We start from the raw sequence: 16669 nt of genomic DNA on the forward strand, positions 1-16669 counted from the left end.
TCCTCCTGAAATTTCGGTTTACAGTTGAGTTTAACACAGTTGGCTTGTTTTAGTTGCAGTTAAGATGGGTCATGTATGTTGGCTATAGGAAACAAGTCGGTTTGAAACTGTTAATTTGAAGTAGGGTTTCTCATAGTATTCTCATTATGCTACACTAGAAGCAACAAACTTAAGTGAACTTCATCACAACTAACTGGAGGCCTTTCCATGAACATAGACGAACTAAACCCAGATATTACCAGCGTCGCACCATCAGCACTTAGAGCCTTTGACCACAAGATTAGTCAGGACCCAAACATTGTTAAACTCACGTTAGGCGAACCTGATTTTAACGTGCCGGAACATATTAAGCAGGCGGCAATTAAGGCGATCACCGACGATAGATCTCATTACCCTTACTATTGGGGCATTCAGGAATTGCGTGACGCAGCCTCGACCTACTATCGCGAGAAGTTTGGCTACAACTACACCGCTGACCAAATTGTGTGTTCAGTTGGCGCGACCGAGGGTTTAGCGGCGACTTTCAAGACGTTGTTTAAACCTGGGGAAGGCGTGATCATTCCCGCCCCAGCTTATCCCGTTTATAAAGCCTTAGCTGGCGTCAATCATTTAAAACCGATCTTGGTCGATACCAGCAGTTCAGACTTTGTGTTGACGCCGGAGGAAGTGCAAGAGGCTATCGATGCCAATCCTGAGACGACAATCAAAGGCGTGGTCATCACGGACCATTGCAACCCGACCGGTGTGATTTACACCGAAGAACAACTGCACGCGCTGGTTGACGTTTTCCGCGACAATCAGATTTGGATCATTAGTGATGAGATTTATGGCGAACTGCTGTATGGCGGTGCAAAGCATTATAGTTTGTCAAAATGGTTACCGGATCAGACCATTATCGTGAACGGCTTATCGAAATCACACGCGATGACTGGCTGGCGAATCGGGTTTGTGTTTGGTCCGACTGGGGTGATCGATGAAATTGCCAAGGCACACCAGTTCCAAGTCACGACACCAACTTCAATCGTGCAGTACGCGTCGGTTGAGGCGCTGACGCACGGGCAAGATGATGCCGAAAAGATGCGGGTTATTTATGAAAAACGCTGCACCTATTTGGCTGATGAATTGACCAAATTGGGCTTTGATATGGTGAAACCTGGCGGGGCCTTCTACATCTTTGCGAAGATTCCAGCTGTGTGCCAGCAGACGAGCGTTGAATTTGCGGATGAGTTGGCCGCTACCTATCACGTTGGCGTCATGCCTGGTAAACCATTTGGCGATGACCGGTACATTCGAATCAGTTACGCATCAAGCATGGATAATATCAAGGCTGCCGTTGATGGGATGCGTCAACTGCTGCAGGCTAAGGTGAATGCTTAACAAAAATGAGTAAAAAAGACCATTTCATTTAAAACAATGGTCTTTTTTTGCGTAGTTATAGGGTATAGGGAAAAAGTTTCCGTCATTAGCCGGCAATTAGTGGCTAATTTGTAAAAATTCCAAATAATAACGGATTCTTAACCGAAAACGCCTGCAATACCTGTTAAAATAGAAGTATCAAATCCAAATTAAGTGGGGGAATACGAAATGATCGCATGGATAATTGCAATTGTTGTCATTGTACTGCTGGCTATTTTATACGTGTCAGCCTATAACGGCTTGATCAAGGGCCGGACTTACGTTCAAGAATCATGGAGCCAGATCGATGTTCAATTGAAACGACGGAATGACTTGATTCCAAACCTGATCGAAACGGTAAAGGGGTACAGTCATTACGAACAAAGCACCCTGGAAAAGGTTGTTGGTCTGCGGAATCAATTGATCAACATGCCAGCGGACGACCACCAAAAAATGATGGACGTTTCTGACCAACTGTCCAGTTCATTGAAGAGTATTTTCGCGGTTGCTGAAGCCTATCCAGACTTGAAAGCAAACGATGAATATACCAAGTTGATGGAAGAACTGACCAACACGGAAAATAAGATTGCTTATTCACGGCAACTGTATAACTCAAGCGTGGCCAGCTTCAACTTGAAGATCCAATCCTTCCCAAGCAACATTGTGGCAGGCATCCACCACTTTACAATTTCAGAATACCTGCAGGTTCCAGAAGAAGAGAAGGAAGCGCCGAAGGTTTCGTTTGACAAATAGAGTGTGGAACAAGGCGGTTTAGGGGCTAACGTGTAACGGACTCTGACCGAAAAGTCCGGGCCTGACTTTTTGGTCAGAGTCCGTTACACGTTAGCCCCATGCCTTGTGGAACACGTTTCAGCTATGAGGCCTAGAACAAGCAGCTTCAAACCTACAAATAAACCACCAAAAGAAAAAAGGGAGAACCAGCCATGCTATTCGAACAAATTGCGCGGAACAAACGGCGCACGATTTACGTTCTCATTGGCTTTGTGCTGTTACTGATTGCTATCGGCTATGCCCTAGGGTACGTCTTTTACAACAACGGTGTGATCGGGATGGTGATTGCCGTCGTGGTTGCCGCGGTGTATTGCGCCATCATGATCGGCAATTCGACCAGCGTGGTGATGTCCATGAACCATGCACGAGAAATCAAGCGTGCGGAAGATGCACCTGAACTCTGGCACGTGGTTGAAGACATGGCCTTGGTTGCCCGAGTGCCGATGCCCCGGGTTTTTATCATTGATGATCCAAGTCCCAACGCGTTTGCGACCGGAAATGATCCGAAGCACGCGGCTGTTGCGGCCACTTCAGGGATTCTTGACCGATTGAATCGGGAAGAACTTGAAGGGGTGATGGGCCATGAAATGACCACGTGCGCAACTATGATATTCGTCTGCAGACCATTGCACTGGCACTATCAGCTGCTATCGGGCTGCTCGTGAACTTTGCCTCCCACTGGTTCTGGTGGGGTGGCGGCGATCGACGGCGTGGCGGTAAGGATAGTGAAGGCAACGGTTATGTGCAATTGATCATGATGGTCATTTCCATTTTGTTACTGATTCTCGGACCAGTAGCGGCAACCATTGCGCAGATGGCGCTGTCGCGAAATCGGGAGTACCTCGCGGATGCGGGAAGTGTCGAACTGACCAGAAATCCGCAGGGCCTGATCTCAGCGTTGGAAAAGATTTCAGATAGCAAGCCAATGAAAAAGGCCGACCCAAGTAGTGCGGCCATGTATATTTCAGATCCGTTTAAAAAGAAGCGCTCGATGACGCACCTCTTTGATACTCATCCGCCGATGGAGGAGAGGATTGAGAGGTTGGAAAAGATGTAGAGCGTGGAGGGAGGCGGTTAAGGGGCGGAGTGTAAGTCACTCTGACAGAAATCCCCGAACTTGGGATTTTTGTCAGAGTGATTTACACAGTAGCCCCTTGCCTCCCGGAACGCGTTTCGGCAATATAAACTAGAAAACCAGTTCCAAAAAAAGACCGAGAAGAAAATTCCCAGTCTTTTTTGTCATCTATAGACCATCACCGCTCCAAATGCGTCTCAGCCAAAGCCTGCAAAACCTCAATCGTCTTAGCAATCCTTTTCTCCGAAAACTGTGACAGCGCAGCGCTATAAGCTGTATCCATTTTAATGTGCATGGCATCGTGCTGTTTGGCAAGCACTCGACCGGCATCAGTCACCCGCAAATCATAAGCCTTATTGTTATCTGGCAGTGCCACTTTAACTAAAAGGTCAGCCTTAATAAGTTGCTTAACGTACCGGGAAACCATGCCTTGAGAAAAAGAAACTTGTGCAGTTAACGCCTTATTAGACAGTTCGCCAGCATCGTTGACGAGACTTAAAATCTCGACTTTTGAGTGGTTTAATTTCATTTTTGTGATCTTATCAAGTTGCGACTCGCTGAGTTGCTGACTTGAAATAACGTCGTCTGTCAATGAATTTTGAAAAAGATCACGTTGTTGATAAACGCTATCAATGGCTTCACGAAGCTGATTGAGCGTGTCTTGATTAGTTGCCATATTAAAACTCCTTAAAATATATTACTAGTAATCTATTTACATTACCGGTAATAGATGTTATTCTTATTTTAAATTACTAGTAATCAAAACGCAATCTTAAATCGAATTCAATAGAAAAGGAAGTTTTAATATGAAAGCAGCAGTTGTAACAGATTTTAACCAGGCACCACAATACACAGATTTTACTGATCCAACAATTGAAGCAGGAGAGACTGGCATCACCGTTTTAGCAGCCAGTGTGAACCGACTTGTCCGTTCGCAAGCCGACGGAAGTCACTATAGCAGCGACCACCAGCTTCCGATGATTCCCGGAGTCGATGGCGTGGGCACAACTGACGATGGCAGTTAGTCTACTTTAATGCTAATAAACCAGTGTATGGTGCTTTGGCAGAACGCACCGTTGTCAATTCTCATTTAGTTTTACCATTGACCGGAGACGTTGCGCCTGAAGTCGTTGCCGCAACGGTGAATCCAGCAATGTCGTCTTATATGGCCATTGAGGCACGATTAGGCGCCGAAAACATCAAGGACAAAACTGTTTTGATTTTGGGCGTGACTGGCAATGTCGGGAGGTTGGCCGTCACTATCGCAAAACACTTCGGTGCTGCTAAGGTGATTGGTGTTGGCCGAAATCCAGAACGGTTAGCTGACGCTCAAAGATTAGGCGCTGAGGTTGTGAACATGGGTGATGAAACCGCATTGAAACAGGCTCTTCCAACCCTTGCAAACGTTGATGTTGTGCTCGACTACCTCTGGGGCGACGCGACGGCACAGTTCATGGTCCCGATGCTACAGCAACGAGAAAATCGTTCGCAACCATTGACCTGGATCGAAATTGGCTCGATTGCTGGGCAGACAGTTGCACTACCCGCTGCCGCCCTTCGGAGTACGAACCTGACATTGATCGGTAGTGGCCTTGGTTCCATTAGCCGACGTGACTTTTTAGGCAATATGCCAGGGCTATTGGCGCTGATCGAGGATGGGACGTTAGCAGTTGCTACCACGGCTTACCCCCTGAGCACCGTTCACGAAAATTGGCCAACGCAGACGACAGCGCGCGTGGTCTTCAAACCATAATGTCACTTTAATGACGGTTTTTAATCCTTGGCAATAACGGCTAAGTATTGAAAACCGTTTTTGGTTTGCTTAACGGGAATTCTGAACGCTTAATTCAGGGATTAAGCGTGCTATAATGAAAGTAACACCTGCCAATTGTTTAGACAGGCCATTCTGAAGTTTGGGGGTCTTATTCATGTCTACTAAGCATCCGCAAAGTCCCGTACAGATCGTCGGTTGGGTTATTTGGGGGTTGGAAACGTTGGTGATCATCGGTAGTGTTGGCGTTACCAGCATGACCGGGTCACTATTTGGCCATTACAGTATGATGGGCAGCGGCATGATGGGTGGCAGCAACATGATGTCATCAGGCCGCTGGCTGATTGGACTGGGCAGTATTTGGCTGATCTGGCGCGTTGGTTTGCAGATTCTCGCCCTGTTTGGGATTTGGCACCTGCATGATCACAACGCCGATACGTGGCCAATCATTTTGATTGTTACCGGCGTCCTCGGCGGCTGGCTCTACCTGATTCCTGGTATCTGGGGACTGATTTATAATGGTCAGCAACGCAATCAAGGGAACCGAAATGTTCAGGACAGACGAAAAGTAAATTAATGATGACAAACGGACGCGCCAGTTGCGAGTCCGTTTTTTGAAAGGAACGACAAATGACAACAAGTACACTCTATCAACACGGCACGCTTGCGCTAATGGTACCCGGGTTATTAGCCGGTACCATGACGATGAAAGAACTTCTGACCCACGGTGATACCGGTATTGGCACCGGGGAAGGCCTGGATGGCGAACTGATTATTTTAGACGGCATCGCGTACCAAGTCGACAGTTTTGGCAAGGTGAACCAGATTGGACCCGACTTCACGACACCGTTTGCGTCAGTTCACACGGCAGATTTTAAGCCACTGGCCACAGTTAAAGAGATCCTGACGCAGCCAGATCTAGAACGGTTAGTGCGCAATAAAACGCGGTGGGCAAACACCTTCTTTGCCGTCTTAACACGTGGCGAATTTAGTGATGTCACAACTAGAGCTGTCGCAAAATCGCAAAAACCATACAAGACGTTGGCTGCGACAGCGGACCAGCAAAGTATCTTTCACCAGGACGAGGTCCGCGGAACAATGCTGAGCTATTACGCACCAGAATTGTTTGACGGGGCGGCGGTTGGTGGGTTTCACCATCACTTCCTATCCGTTGACCACGATTTTGGTGGCCATGTGTTAAACGCTAACCTGAAGACGGGCAACATCGATGTGCAGCAGTTTGCGACGTTAGAACAACATTTGCCGGTGAAAAATGCTGACTACATGAACCACGATTTTTCAGATGATGCCATCCATGATGCCATTGCCCATGCTGAGCACTGACTTGATTGCATTCGCGCAGTACCGCGCATTGATTACCAAATTGAAAATAGAATTGAAAACTTATGAGGACAAGAAATTGCGACAGGGTGTCGCTCTTTTTTCGTCCTTTTTGTGAAACAATGATCAATTAATTGATAGACGGCTCTCAGTCATACTAGTGCAAACGATAGAAAATAAACGAGACGGATTTCAACATTCAGTCATAAATTGACAAAATCCAATCACCTTTGCAACACTTATCGATAAATAACGTGAGCTTCAGTATTTGACTATTCGTCCCATTATGCATATGATATGAATAAATTATGCTGTTAGGGAGGACTGGTCATGAAAAAGTTCGTCTCATTACCGGTGGTGGATTCAAGTCTATACATGTTTGGCGGTCACATGCGGACAGTACCCGGCGAGTGGAGCTTTTTTGAGCAAAAGCACCAGGCCTTCGAACTCATGTGTATCGTGGATGGACAGCAGACAACGGAGATCAAGGACGCCTCAACGTTCACCTATGGTCCGGGGAGCGTGTTGATCATTTCGCCAGGGACATTGCACACGAATTGGAACGCCAGCAAGACCGAGTCAATGACATACATCACCTTTCACTTTAATATCGAAAGTCTGACCTTGAAGTCGGAGATCATCAGCACAATTGCGAACGCGGTCATTCCGGCGGATGCACCGATTGCCAAACTGGCGATGAAGTCGGCTGAACAAATGGTGGCTTACAGTGACGACCCAGGGTTAGATAAGGAACAAACCAACATCAAAATTCAGATTGAACTGCTGAATTTTCTGTATGGGTTAATGGAGAACATTAATGCATATAAACCCAAAAACGCCAAGTATTCCGAACGAGAAGCCAAGGTCAGCCGTGAAATGGCAACGCTTATCGAAGATTACATTGATAAAGAAGAGGTGCCGATTTTCTCGTTTGGCGATATTTGTCAGAAATTAGGTATCAGTACAGGCTACGGTCACCGGACGTTTAAGAAGGTATACGGCATCACACCGCTGCATTTCATTGAGGAACAAAAGTACCGAAAAGCTAAACTGTTACTGGGGTCGCCGGAGTATTCGATTGAAGAGATCTCCTATATGATGGGCGCCAGCAGCATCTCCAACTTTAGTAAACAGTTCAAGAAATGGTCGGGCGTCACGCCAAGTAAGTATCAGCGCCAAATCGTTACCAAGCGGAAGGTTCGCAACGTGAAGGAGAGCGGTTATTTCGAGTAGTTGCCGGTCATGGCTGTGCAACACGATGTATAAGGTTCTGCCGGAAATTGTATAAAATATGAGTTGTGCCCTAATCAATTGCTGATCTGATTAGGCGCTTTTTTTACAGGTTTTTGGTCACAATTTAACTAAAAATAGGCATATTTGAAGATAGCCCCACAAAATGAAACCGGATACAATTGGTCTCGTAATCAGTTAGTTCATTCGAAAAACTAAGTAGCACTTATTTTAAACCAACTCACATTCACAATTTCGTGATGAACTGCACGATGACAATCACTCAAATTTCTACCTTGTTGTCCGTAACCAAAACTTGTTTTAACTCATAGATTGGGGGAATCATCATGGCTTCTAATGCAGGCCAAGATTCATCTACACAAAACAATGAATTTGCTAAGCTCTCCTGGCGCGAGCGGATCGCGTACGGGGCTGGTGACTTCGCGCAAAACCTGATTTTCGGGACGATCGGTTCCATGTTACTGTTCTACCTCACCACTGTTTACGGGATTTCCGCCGCAGCCGGTGCCACAGTTTTCTTAGTTGTTCGTTGGATCAACGTTTTCTGGGATCCGTGGGTCGGTGCTTACGTTGACCGTTCTGCTGTGACAAAGATTGGGAAATACCGGCCATTCCTGTTGAAGTTCGGTGTGCCATTAACCATTTTATCAGCGCTTTTATTCCTGCCAATTCAAGCCGTTCGTGGCAACGTCATTTACGCGTTCGTTGCTTACATGTTAACCGCCATGGTCTACTCATTGGTTAACATCCCATACGGTGCCTTGAACGCTTCTCTTACCCGTGACAACCAAGAAGTTTCAACCTTGTCGACTGTCCGGATGACTGAAGCCAACATTGGTAACTTATTGGTTTACACATTCCTGCCATTATTCGTTCAAATAGCTTCACCAGACAAGCAATTGAAAGACATTGGGTTGTTTGGTATCAAGCTTCACCTTGGGAACTACAGCTCACCACACGCTGGCGGTGCTTACTTCCTCGTTATGTCGATCTACATGGTCATTGGATTCTGCATGTTGCTGTTCACTTACTTTGGTGTTAAGGAACGGGTTCTCCCTACGGAACAAGAAACAGACTCCGTTAAGTACTCTGATCTTTGGACTGAATTAAAGAACAACAAACCACTTCAAGTTTTGGGTCTGTTCTTCCTGGTCGGCTTTACCTTCATGTTCTTTGGGAACACTGTATGGCCTTTCTACACCCAATACAACATTGTCACCCAGAATGGATGGCTTCAATTAACTTGATCGGGTCAATTCCTGGTATCTTCTTAGTCTTCTTATGGCCAATCGTTCGTAAAAAGATCGGGAAGAAGGGCTTCTTCTACCTCTTCTTGGTTCTGTTCATTATCGGGACGTTAATCATCTGGGCATGGTCATTACCACAATTCAAGAACCAAACTACCCTTGGTTACATTGGTCGTTTCTTACAACAATGGGGCTTAACTGCCGCTACTGTACATGTGGTCAATGGTGCCAGAAGTCGTTTCTTACGGCGAATACAAGTCAAAGAAGCGGGTTGCTGGGATCATCAACGCCATCATGGGTCTGTTCTTCAAGATCGGGCTTGCACTTGGTGGGATCATTCCAGGTTACATCAACGCCTACTTCAAGTTTAACGGTGCTGCCGCTACCCAACCACACGCTGCTTTAATGGGTATCCAGTGGTCAATGGTATGGCTGCCAATCATCATCATGAGCCGTTACCCACTGACTGATGCCCGCGTTGACGAGATCAACAAAGCCATCGTTGCTGATAAGAAGAACGCTTAAAGTTGCTAGAGTGTGGAGGAAAACGGTTTGAGGGCGGAGCTAAGTAACTCTGACAGAAATGCCCGGGTTTGGTATTTTTGTCAGAGTTGCTTAGGCAGCAGCCCTCAGTTTTCCGGAACGCGTTTCAGCTATGTTGCCTAGAAAGTTTAGTCCGTTGCATTGCGTGATTTGGTGCTCCGCAGTGGTGGCTCGCGAATGAGCTGACTCGATTTCCACTGCGTGGCTCTCGAGTGGATCTCATTCGTCTCGCATGCCACTGCTCCGCACCAAATCACTCCATTCCACTCACATAGTCGTTCTCGCATAGGTTCGTTAAGCATGCGATTGTCAGTTAACCCTGGTTCGCAGATTATCCGCCCTCGACTGCGTTTAATCGTATTCGGTAGTAACCCCGCAATGTTGTCGGTGGCTGGATAGTGTTTGAGGTTGCATTATGAGTCAGTCATCACCAATGATTGATGAAGATTAAGATAATTCATTTTCAACCGCACGTATCAGCGGAGTGGAATCGGTTGGCATTGCAGGCAGGAGTGTCGGTGTTAGTTAGCGGGCGTTCTTTGTCCGGTTACTAACACGGGAGTCGTAGGAGATCCGTGACTTTCTGAAAGAAAGTCACTAGCTCCGGAGCGACCCCACTCCAGCCTGCAGGGCCAACCGATGGAACGCAGCGAAAGTAACACCAATATCAAAAATATGTAAATAAGTCTGTAGGAGGAATTATCATGAAGATTCAAAACCCTGTATTGCATGGTTTTAACGCTGATCCAAGTATGATTCGCGTTGGTGATACCTATTACATTGCCAACTCAACCTTTGAATGGTTCCCTGGTGTTCGGCTGCACGAGTCTAAGGACTTGGTGCACTGGAACCTGTTACCATCACCATTATCAACAACCACGTTGCTTGATATGAAGGGGAACCCTTCATCAGGTGGGATCTGGGCACCAGATCTGACCTACGCTGATGGCAAATTCTGGTTGATCTACACCGACGTCAAGATTACTGAAGGCGCCTTCAAGGATATGACCAACTACCTGACAACAGCTGATGATATTCGCGGCCCATGGAGCGACCCAATTGCCGTTAACGGTGTTGGTTTTGATGCCTCACTGTTCCACGACGATGATGGTCGTAAGTATCTGGTCCAACAGACCTGGGATCACCGTGAATACCACCATCCATTTGATGGCATTACGTTGACTGAGTTTGACACCGACACCATGCAGTTGAAGCCGCATACCGCCAAGACCATTTACACTGGGACTGATGTCAAATTGGTTGAAGGTCCTCATCTGTACAAAATCAAGGGGTACTACTACCTGTTTGCTGCTCAAGGCGGGACCGTTTACACCCACGAAGAAGTCGTTGCCCGTTCTAAGACACTTGATGCGTTGTCCTTTGAATCTGAACCAGATGGCCCATTCATCACCAACTTTGATACGCCACGGCTGGGCATTCAAAAGCAAGGTCACGGTGCTTTAGTCAACACGCCAAGCGGCGACGAATGGTACTATGCTTCACTGTGTGGCCGTCCATGGCACCACGAAAACGAATCCTTCACTGACCCTCGCGGCTGGTGCACCCTGGGGCGTGAAACCTCGATCCAAAAGGTTGAATGGGATGACGAAGGCTGGCCACGGGTTGTCGGCGGTCACGGTGGTCAAATGGAAGTGGACGCACCAAAGGATGCTATCTTGACGGATGCCCCTGCTAACGGTGACCAACACGACGAATTCGATACCCCTGAATTAAACGGCGAATGGAACACGCTTCGGATTCCATTTGACGACAAGATGGGCTCATTCGGCGATGGCAAGTTGACCCTGATCGGCCAACGGTCACTCGCAAGCGAATTCGACGTTTCCATGATTGCCAGAAGATGGCAGGCCTTCAACTTTGATGCTGAAACCAAAGTGAAGTTTGACCCATACACATATCAGCAAATGGCTGGTTTAACCAACTTCTATAACGATAAAAACTGGTCATTCGTCTTCATTACCTGGGACGAAAAGAAGGGGCATGTGATCGAAGTTGCCGAAAACGATCGGAACAACTACACCTCATACCTCAAGGACGACGCCATTCAGATTCCGGAGGGTACGGAATATGTTTGGTTCAAGGTCAAGGCCCGGACGCAGTCTTACACTTACGAATACTCATTTGACGGTGAGACGTGGCACGAAATTCCAGTTGAATTGGATGCTGCTCACTTGTCAGATGACTACATTCTTCAAGAATACGGTGGCTTCTTCACCGGTGCCTTTGTTGGCCTAGCAGCCGTTGATTACAGTGGTTACAAACAACCTGCTGAATTCGACTACTTCGACTACAAAGAACTCGACTAACTCGCTGTTAGTGGATGTGCTTGATTTCTCTGAAACGCACTTGGATTAAATTCCGGTGCTTTTTTTTTGAAATGATATTTGCTCGTATAGTCCGTTGCATTGCGCGATTTGGTGCTCCGCTGTGGTGGCTCGCGAATGAGCTAACTCGATTTCCACTGCGTGGCTCTCGAGTGGATCTCATTCGTCTCGCATGTCACTAAATGGCCAAAGGATGGCCATCAAGTGACATCGACACCACTGCTCCGCACCAAATCGCTCCATTCCACTCACATAAGCGTTCTCGTATTTGTTCGTTAAGCATGAAATTGTTAGTTAAACCTAGTTTGTAGATTATCCGCCCTCGACTGCTAGTAACTCACTGTTAGCAATGCTTCTTACAATCTTGCAAGCGGTCAGAATACTTCGGTTGGTGTAGTGGAATTCGCCATTTTTGTGGTCAACATTTCGTTACTAAAAAAATTCACAACAATTTATAAAATATGTTGCGATTTTATCAGTTGCGGCTGACCTTAGCTATAAGACGTAACAGCTACAAGGACTGAAGATAGCAACGATTCATTGCAATTTGCAGTCTAGGTGGAAATATGGCGCTAGGTAACTCAAAAAAACGCTCTTAATCAGGTCAGAACTTTGATATAACAGGCGATAAATTGACCTTATGGGATATTCAAACCGGGTAAAGGCTATGTTATGCTAAATGTAAATGCACACGTGATACGGATTAACTTCTAAATGGGGATACGCCTGGTCCAAACACTGACGACGTAAAAAGCTGGAAGTTTTATTGGAGGAGTCACAATGAAAAAAATTAAGGGAATCGTGCTCGCAGCACTCTCTTTGGCACTGATGGTGGGGATTTTTGCAGCTGCCAAGCCGGCACAGGCTGCAACGAAGGTGCCATCAAGTTTACGGCACAGCTGGTACATGACGTTGCCATCAATTAAGGACCCGTCATTTATCAAATTTACGTCAAGGTCAATCGATGTGGGGGACAAGTCGTACCACAACAAGATTTCTGGCAGTAACTTGCAAGTGATCAAGAAGAGCGGCGGTTGGTATGAAATTGGCTATAAGGGGATTACCAACCCAACCTACCGGACAAAGAAGATCAAAATTGGTAACACGAAGCGGACGGTTCTGTTGAAGAAGTACAGCAAGAATTCGCACTATGCTGATGTTTTCTTGAATGGGAAGAAAGTTAAGTTGCCGTTGCAGTATTCTTCTTACTTCCTTGGGTAGAGTGTGAAGCAAGGCGGTTAGAGGGCGGAGCGTAAGCCAACTCTGGCAGAAATGCCTGAACTTGGCATTTTTGCCAGAGTTGGCTTACGCAGTAGCCTCTGCCTTGCTGAACACGTTTCGGCAATAGAGCAGAGACCCACAAACCGGCAGAAATGCCTGGGTTTGGCATTTTTGCCAGAGTCCGTTACATGGCAGCCCCTTGCCTTGCTGAACACGTTTCGACAATAGAGCAGAGACCCACAACACCGGCAGAAATGCCTGAACTTGGCATTTTTGCCAGAGTTGACTTACGCAGTAGCCCTCTGCCTTGCTGAACACGTTTCGGCAATAGAGGCGAGAAACCACGTCACCAATAGTATTCAGTAACAGTTGAACACCTGAACTATGGCATTCTGTGTGTATTGCATAGGTGATGATTCTTTGCTGAACAGTTTCAACAATAGCGCACCAGTTCGCATCGCCGAAACACCCCAGCAACAAGTCTAAAACTAAAAAACGATTCAACGTTAAAAAGCGCCTACCAAGGGCGCTTTTTGCATCACAAAATTCATTTTACATTCCCATAAAACCCAAGTATCATAGGACTATCGAACAAAACGGAGGCCTCACCTTGAACAAAATCGCCCTTGCAAGCCAGTTTCTCACAGCACACCTGAACCAGTTTGAGTGTCCTGTGTGCCACGCCCCATTTACAGCAATAGATGACGGCACGTTGCGTTGCCAAAACGACCACACTTTTGATCTATCCAAGAAGGGGACACTTTTCTTTCTGAACGCCCCCGTTAACACGGAATATACGGATGAGATGCTGCGCAACCGGCAACAGATGCTTACCAGCGGTTTCTTTGAACCGATGCTGGGTGAGGTCGTCAAGCATCTGCAGGGTGATCTTGTTTTGGATGCCGGTAGTGGGGAAGGGACAACAACTAAATGGCTTGCTTCCCACTATCCATCAGGTGATTTTGTTGGGTTGGACATCTCAAAGCCGGCAATCAATATCGCTGGTTCCGGCGTGGTCAGTGATCCGCAGCCGTTGTTTGCGGTTGGTGACCTTGCTAAGTTGCCGTTTGAAACCAATGCGCTGAGCAGTATCGTCAACATTCTGTCGCCAGCAAATTATCAGGAGTTTGACCGGGTGCTGCAGCCGGGTGGTGTGCTGATCAAGGTTATCCCAAACAGCCATTATTTGACCGAATTACGCCAACTTGTTTATCCTGAAGGGGAACATGCCACTTACGACAATGCACCAGTCAAGCAGCATTTTATTGCTCAATATGGTGAGGTTGACTTCGTGCCAGTCCAGTACCAGTTTGAGTTGACGCCAGCCTTGTTTAAAGCACTTTTTGCAATGACACCGCTGACCTGGCAGGCTAGTGAAGAACGACGAAATGAGATCTTAAACCAGGGATTACCTAACATAACAGCTGACTTTGAAGTTGGTATCGTGCATCTGTAACTAAAAGCGCCCAATCTGTTGAAGATGGGCGCTTTTAATTTGTCTATCACTAAATAAGCAACGATAGTTATATAAAATGATGAAAAAATGAATTATAATCATTTTGTAATGTTATACTTAGCTTTAAATTGATCGACACAAACGACCGTGAGGAGATGCGAGATGACTGCAACGTTTAGTGCGTTACCATATTGGCTTTGGGGCATTGAACTCGGCATTGCGGCCTTCTTCATGTTCGGCTTTTTGACGGTCTATTTGAATATGACGCGACGGGCATTCGATACGGAAAACGACTCAGCCGCTCACCGTCTCTTGTGGCGAGTCGGTCTGGTCGTGCTGACGTTTGTGACCGGGATCGCGTTGAATATTCAGGGTGATTTTTCGGAAACGAATTCGTTGATGTATTACAGTCTGGCAGTGTTTGTTTTCGTGTTTCCACTGACTGATGAAGAGATAAATTTTGTTGAGTACGCCATTCGAGCAGTTGGTGTCGTTGGTATTGGCCTTGCCCATCACATGCCAGTCATGGGTGCAGTGCGGACGTTTGGTTTCGCGGCCCTGCTGGCGTGGGTCGTGGTGGTTTACCTGTTTCATAAACGCGTGCGGCATAAGTTACTGATCAACCTGGTGATGAGTGTGATCTACGCAAGCCTGTTTTGGTTGACATTACCGCCGACTGCCATTAAAGCGGCGGGCACTCAAGGACGAATCGAAACGCAGGGGATGATGATGTACATCATCATTTCGACTGGCGTGTTCGTTTTCTGGAATAGTTTGTGGGCCAATCGTCAGCGGACGCAACACTACGCAAAGATTGCCAGCTTCGATGCCTTGACGCACGCAAAGAGTTTTTCGTTGTACCAGCATGAAGCTGCGACGATGTTCGCAGATGCTCGCGTTCGGCAGTCACCGTTCACGATGGTGGAACTGGATGTCGACCATTTTAAAATCGTTAACGACCAATACGGGCATTTAGCCGGTAATAAAATCCTTATCCAGGTGGCAACGACCCTTAAAACCTGTTTGAAACAGGCGAGCGCACAGTATCAGGTCTACCGGACTGGCGGAGAAGAGTTTACCTTGGCGCTACCGAACACGGATCTGACGCAGGCTTTACCAATTGTGACCCAGTGTTGGCAGTCCGTCCGCAAACAGGTCTGCCACTATGAAGACCAGGCGATTCAGGTCACGATATCGATGGGCGTGTCGCAGGTTCAGACTGCGGATAAATCGGTGGAAGATGTGTATAAACGGGCGGATGACAGTCTTTACGTTTCGAAACGAAATGGCCGCGACACGATTACGGTCGACGGTCAGACACGCCAGGTCAAGTTGAAGGCGGGTATTAATGATAACTACGCGTTCTTTGTCCAGGCGTTTACGACGATGAGACTGCGGATCAGGCACGGATTCGAAATGAGTTGACGCTGTATCATCATGATAATCAAACGAACCAGTGGGAACCAGCACCAGCCACAGAGCTGAGCGTGGAGCGACTGTTTCAGCTGATTCGCGAAGCGGTCGTGAATTTGGTGCTGCAACTGGTCCAGTTACCCATTCCGCAAGCGCGATTTTTAGATGCGAAGGTCATTGATAAATTGTCGCAGTTTATGCGGTCATCGGACGGACCGGAAACGTTGACGCTGGTGCTGATGCAGCTACCGGATAAAAGTGCGTTGCAGGCAGCTGTCCATGCGTACCACTTAGCGGGCATTGACGTCATTTTAGATGTGACCTCATGCGAGAAGCAAGCCTTTGCGCAACTGCAGGAAAGTCACCCATTTGACGGTTTAAAATATACATTACCGGCTACCGAGGGAATGACAAACCGCGCCAAGGCGTTACTGTCAGCACAAGCCTGGTACGTCCAGGCATTGGAGTGGGCAATCCCGATCATTATCGGTGGCATTAAGACCAAAAGCGAAGTTGACTGGGCGCAATCGCAGGCGAAGATTCATTTGTTGATTGGGGATTATTATGAGACAGCAGAGTTGCCGATAATTGGGTAGCGTGTGGAAGTAACGCTATGTCTTCTGGAGGGTCTTTCCAATGATAGGTAATAGATCCGTGCCAAATTGCTCCATTCCACTGACGTTGAGAACCTTTTTAACACTAGTTAAGCATCACAATAGCGTTAAAACCAGTTGGCAGAGAATCCGCCCTCGACTGCTAGTAAGGCTATTAACAGCAATGCTTTTCATGACATGTCAGTCACCAGTAACGATTAATATA

Annotated in this window: 14 protein-coding genes and 2 pseudogenes; 14 read left to right on the forward strand and 2 right to left on the reverse strand. The window is 47.0% G+C overall.

All coding sequences use genetic code 11. The annotated features are described in order from the left end of the window. Positions 1-207 precede the first annotated feature (207 nt). The 3 genes and pseudogenes from JCM11969_RS09050 to htpX all read left to right on the forward strand — a co-directional run bounded on the left by JCM11969_RS09050 (position 208) and on the right by htpX (position 3244). Positions 208-1377, forward strand: coding sequence for an aminotransferase class I/II-fold pyridoxal phosphate-dependent enzyme (locus tag JCM11969_RS09050; protein WP_054710657.1), 1170 nt, complete (start codon positions 208-210; stop codon positions 1375-1377). Positions 1378-1584: 207 nt separating this feature from the next. Further along, positions 1585-2148: a LemA family protein gene (locus JCM11969_RS09055; protein WP_054710659.1), complete on the forward strand. Its 564-nt coding sequence runs from the start codon at positions 1585-1587 to the stop codon at positions 2146-2148. A 191-nt stretch (positions 2149-2339) separates the two neighbouring features. Next, positions 2340-3244, forward strand: a pseudogene (gene htpX / locus JCM11969_RS09060) (zinc metalloprotease HtpX). 196 nt (positions 3245-3440) lie between these two features. Here htpX and JCM11969_RS09065 read toward each other — a convergent pair. Beyond that, positions 3441-3938 carry a MarR family winged helix-turn-helix transcriptional regulator gene (locus JCM11969_RS09065; protein WP_054710661.1) on the reverse strand — a complete coding sequence of 166 codons (498 nt, stop codon included), beginning with the start codon at positions 3936-3938 and terminating at the stop codon, positions 3441-3443. Positions 3939-4068: 130 nt separating this feature from the next. Between JCM11969_RS09065 and JCM11969_RS18975 the strand changes: the two genes are divergently transcribed. The 8 genes and pseudogenes from JCM11969_RS18975 to JCM11969_RS09105 all read left to right on the forward strand — a co-directional run bounded on the left by JCM11969_RS18975 (position 4069) and on the right by JCM11969_RS09105 (position 12981). Next, the gene (locus tag JCM11969_RS18975) at positions 4069-4287 is read left to right on the forward strand and encodes a hypothetical protein (protein WP_054710663.1); all 219 of its coding nucleotides are present in this window, start codon (positions 4069-4071) and stop codon (positions 4285-4287) included. A 35-nt stretch (positions 4288-4322) separates the two neighbouring features. Beyond that, a complete protein-coding gene (locus tag JCM11969_RS09075; RefSeq protein WP_225353210.1) occupies positions 4323-5015 on the forward strand; it encodes a zinc-binding dehydrogenase in 693 nt (230 codons plus the stop codon). Positions 5016-5190: 175 nt separating this feature from the next. Further along, a complete protein-coding gene (locus tag JCM11969_RS09080) occupies positions 5191-5610 on the forward strand; it encodes a hypothetical protein (RefSeq protein ID WP_054710667.1) in 420 nt (139 codons plus the stop codon). Positions 5611-5663: 53 nt separating this feature from the next. Continuing rightward, positions 5664-6377 (forward strand): acetolactate decarboxylase, encoded by a 714-nt coding sequence (gene budA, locus JCM11969_RS09085; protein ID WP_054710669.1) that lies wholly within the window; start codon positions 5664-5666, stop codon positions 6375-6377. Positions 6378-6704: 327 nt separating this feature from the next. Beyond that, positions 6705-7607, forward strand: a complete 903-nt coding sequence (locus JCM11969_RS09090) for an AraC family transcriptional regulator (RefSeq protein WP_054710671.1) — start codon at positions 6705-6707, stop codon at positions 7605-7607. A 344-nt stretch (positions 7608-7951) separates the two neighbouring features. After that, positions 7952-9397 (forward strand): annotated as a pseudogene (locus JCM11969_RS09095) (MFS transporter). Between the two features lie 722 nt (positions 9398-10119). Next, positions 10120-11742 (forward strand): glycoside hydrolase family 43 protein, encoded by a 1623-nt coding sequence (locus JCM11969_RS09100; RefSeq protein WP_054710673.1) that lies wholly within the window; start codon positions 10120-10122, stop codon positions 11740-11742. A 798-nt stretch (positions 11743-12540) separates the two neighbouring features. Next, positions 12541-12981 carry a hypothetical protein gene (locus tag JCM11969_RS09105; RefSeq protein WP_054710676.1) on the forward strand — a complete coding sequence of 147 codons (441 nt, stop codon included), beginning with the start codon at positions 12541-12543 and terminating at the stop codon, positions 12979-12981. Between the two features lie 84 nt (positions 12982-13065). Here the strand turns inward: JCM11969_RS09105 and JCM11969_RS17735 are convergent, their stop codons facing one another. Continuing rightward, complete coding sequence (locus tag JCM11969_RS17735; RefSeq protein ID WP_156319322.1) at positions 13066-13485, reverse strand: hypothetical protein; 420 nt, start codon at positions 13483-13485, stop codon at positions 13066-13068. Positions 13486-13591: 106 nt separating this feature from the next. On the opposite strand from JCM11969_RS17735, the gene JCM11969_RS09110 reads away from it, so the two are divergent. The 3 genes from JCM11969_RS09110 (at position 13592) to JCM11969_RS09120 (ending at position 16446) form a co-directional block, all read left to right on the forward strand. Beyond that, positions 13592-14437, forward strand: coding sequence for a methyltransferase domain-containing protein (locus JCM11969_RS09110; RefSeq protein ID WP_054710678.1), 846 nt, complete (start codon positions 13592-13594; stop codon positions 14435-14437). Positions 14438-14599: 162 nt separating this feature from the next. After that, on the forward strand, positions 14600-15862 hold the full coding sequence (locus JCM11969_RS09115; RefSeq protein WP_054710680.1) for a GGDEF domain-containing protein: 1263 nt from the start codon (positions 14600-14602) through the stop codon (positions 15860-15862). After that, entirely contained in the window at positions 15859-16446 is a 588-nt protein-coding gene (locus tag JCM11969_RS09120; protein WP_054710682.1) for an EAL domain-containing protein, read from the forward strand. Before JCM11969_RS09115 ends, JCM11969_RS09120 begins: the two co-directional genes overlap by 4 nt. The last annotated feature ends 223 nt before the right edge of the window (positions 16447-16669 follow it).

The sequence above is a fragment of the Secundilactobacillus paracollinoides DSM 15502 = JCM 11969 genome, assembly GCF_001311135.1.
Lineage (GTDB): Bacteria > Bacillota > Bacilli > Lactobacillales > Lactobacillaceae > Secundilactobacillus > Secundilactobacillus paracollinoides.

Bases quoted from the DNA above. Each gene is read 5' to 3' on its own strand.
- JCM11969_RS09100 (WP_054710673.1), top strand. From the start codon at position 10,120: ATGAAGATTCAAAACCCTGTATTGCATGGTTTTAACGCTGATCCAAGT.
- JCM11969_RS09055 (WP_054710659.1), top strand. From the start codon at position 1,585: ATGATCGCATGGATAATTGCAATTGTTGTCATTGTACTGCTGGCTATT.
- budA (WP_054710669.1), top strand. From the start codon at position 5,664: ATGACAACAAGTACACTCTATCAACACGGCACGCTTGCGCTAATGGTA.
- JCM11969_RS09050 (WP_054710657.1), top strand. From the start codon at position 208: ATGAACATAGACGAACTAAACCCAGATATTACCAGCGTCGCACCATCA.
- JCM11969_RS09115 (WP_054710680.1), top strand. From the start codon at position 14,600: ATGACTGCAACGTTTAGTGCGTTACCATATTGGCTTTGGGGCATTGAA.
- JCM11969_RS09080 (WP_054710667.1), top strand. From the start codon at position 5,191: ATGTCTACTAAGCATCCGCAAAGTCCCGTACAGATCGTCGGTTGGGTT.
- JCM11969_RS18975 (WP_054710663.1), top strand. From the start codon at position 4,069: ATGAAAGCAGCAGTTGTAACAGATTTTAACCAGGCACCACAATACACA.
- JCM11969_RS09090 (WP_054710671.1), top strand. From the start codon at position 6,705: ATGAAAAAGTTCGTCTCATTACCGGTGGTGGATTCAAGTCTATACATG.
- JCM11969_RS09065 (WP_054710661.1), bottom strand. From the start codon at position 3,938: ATGGCAACTAATCAAGACACGCTCAATCAGCTTCGTGAAGCCATTGAT.
- JCM11969_RS09105 (WP_054710676.1), top strand. From the start codon at position 12,541: ATGAAAAAAATTAAGGGAATCGTGCTCGCAGCACTCTCTTTGGCACTG.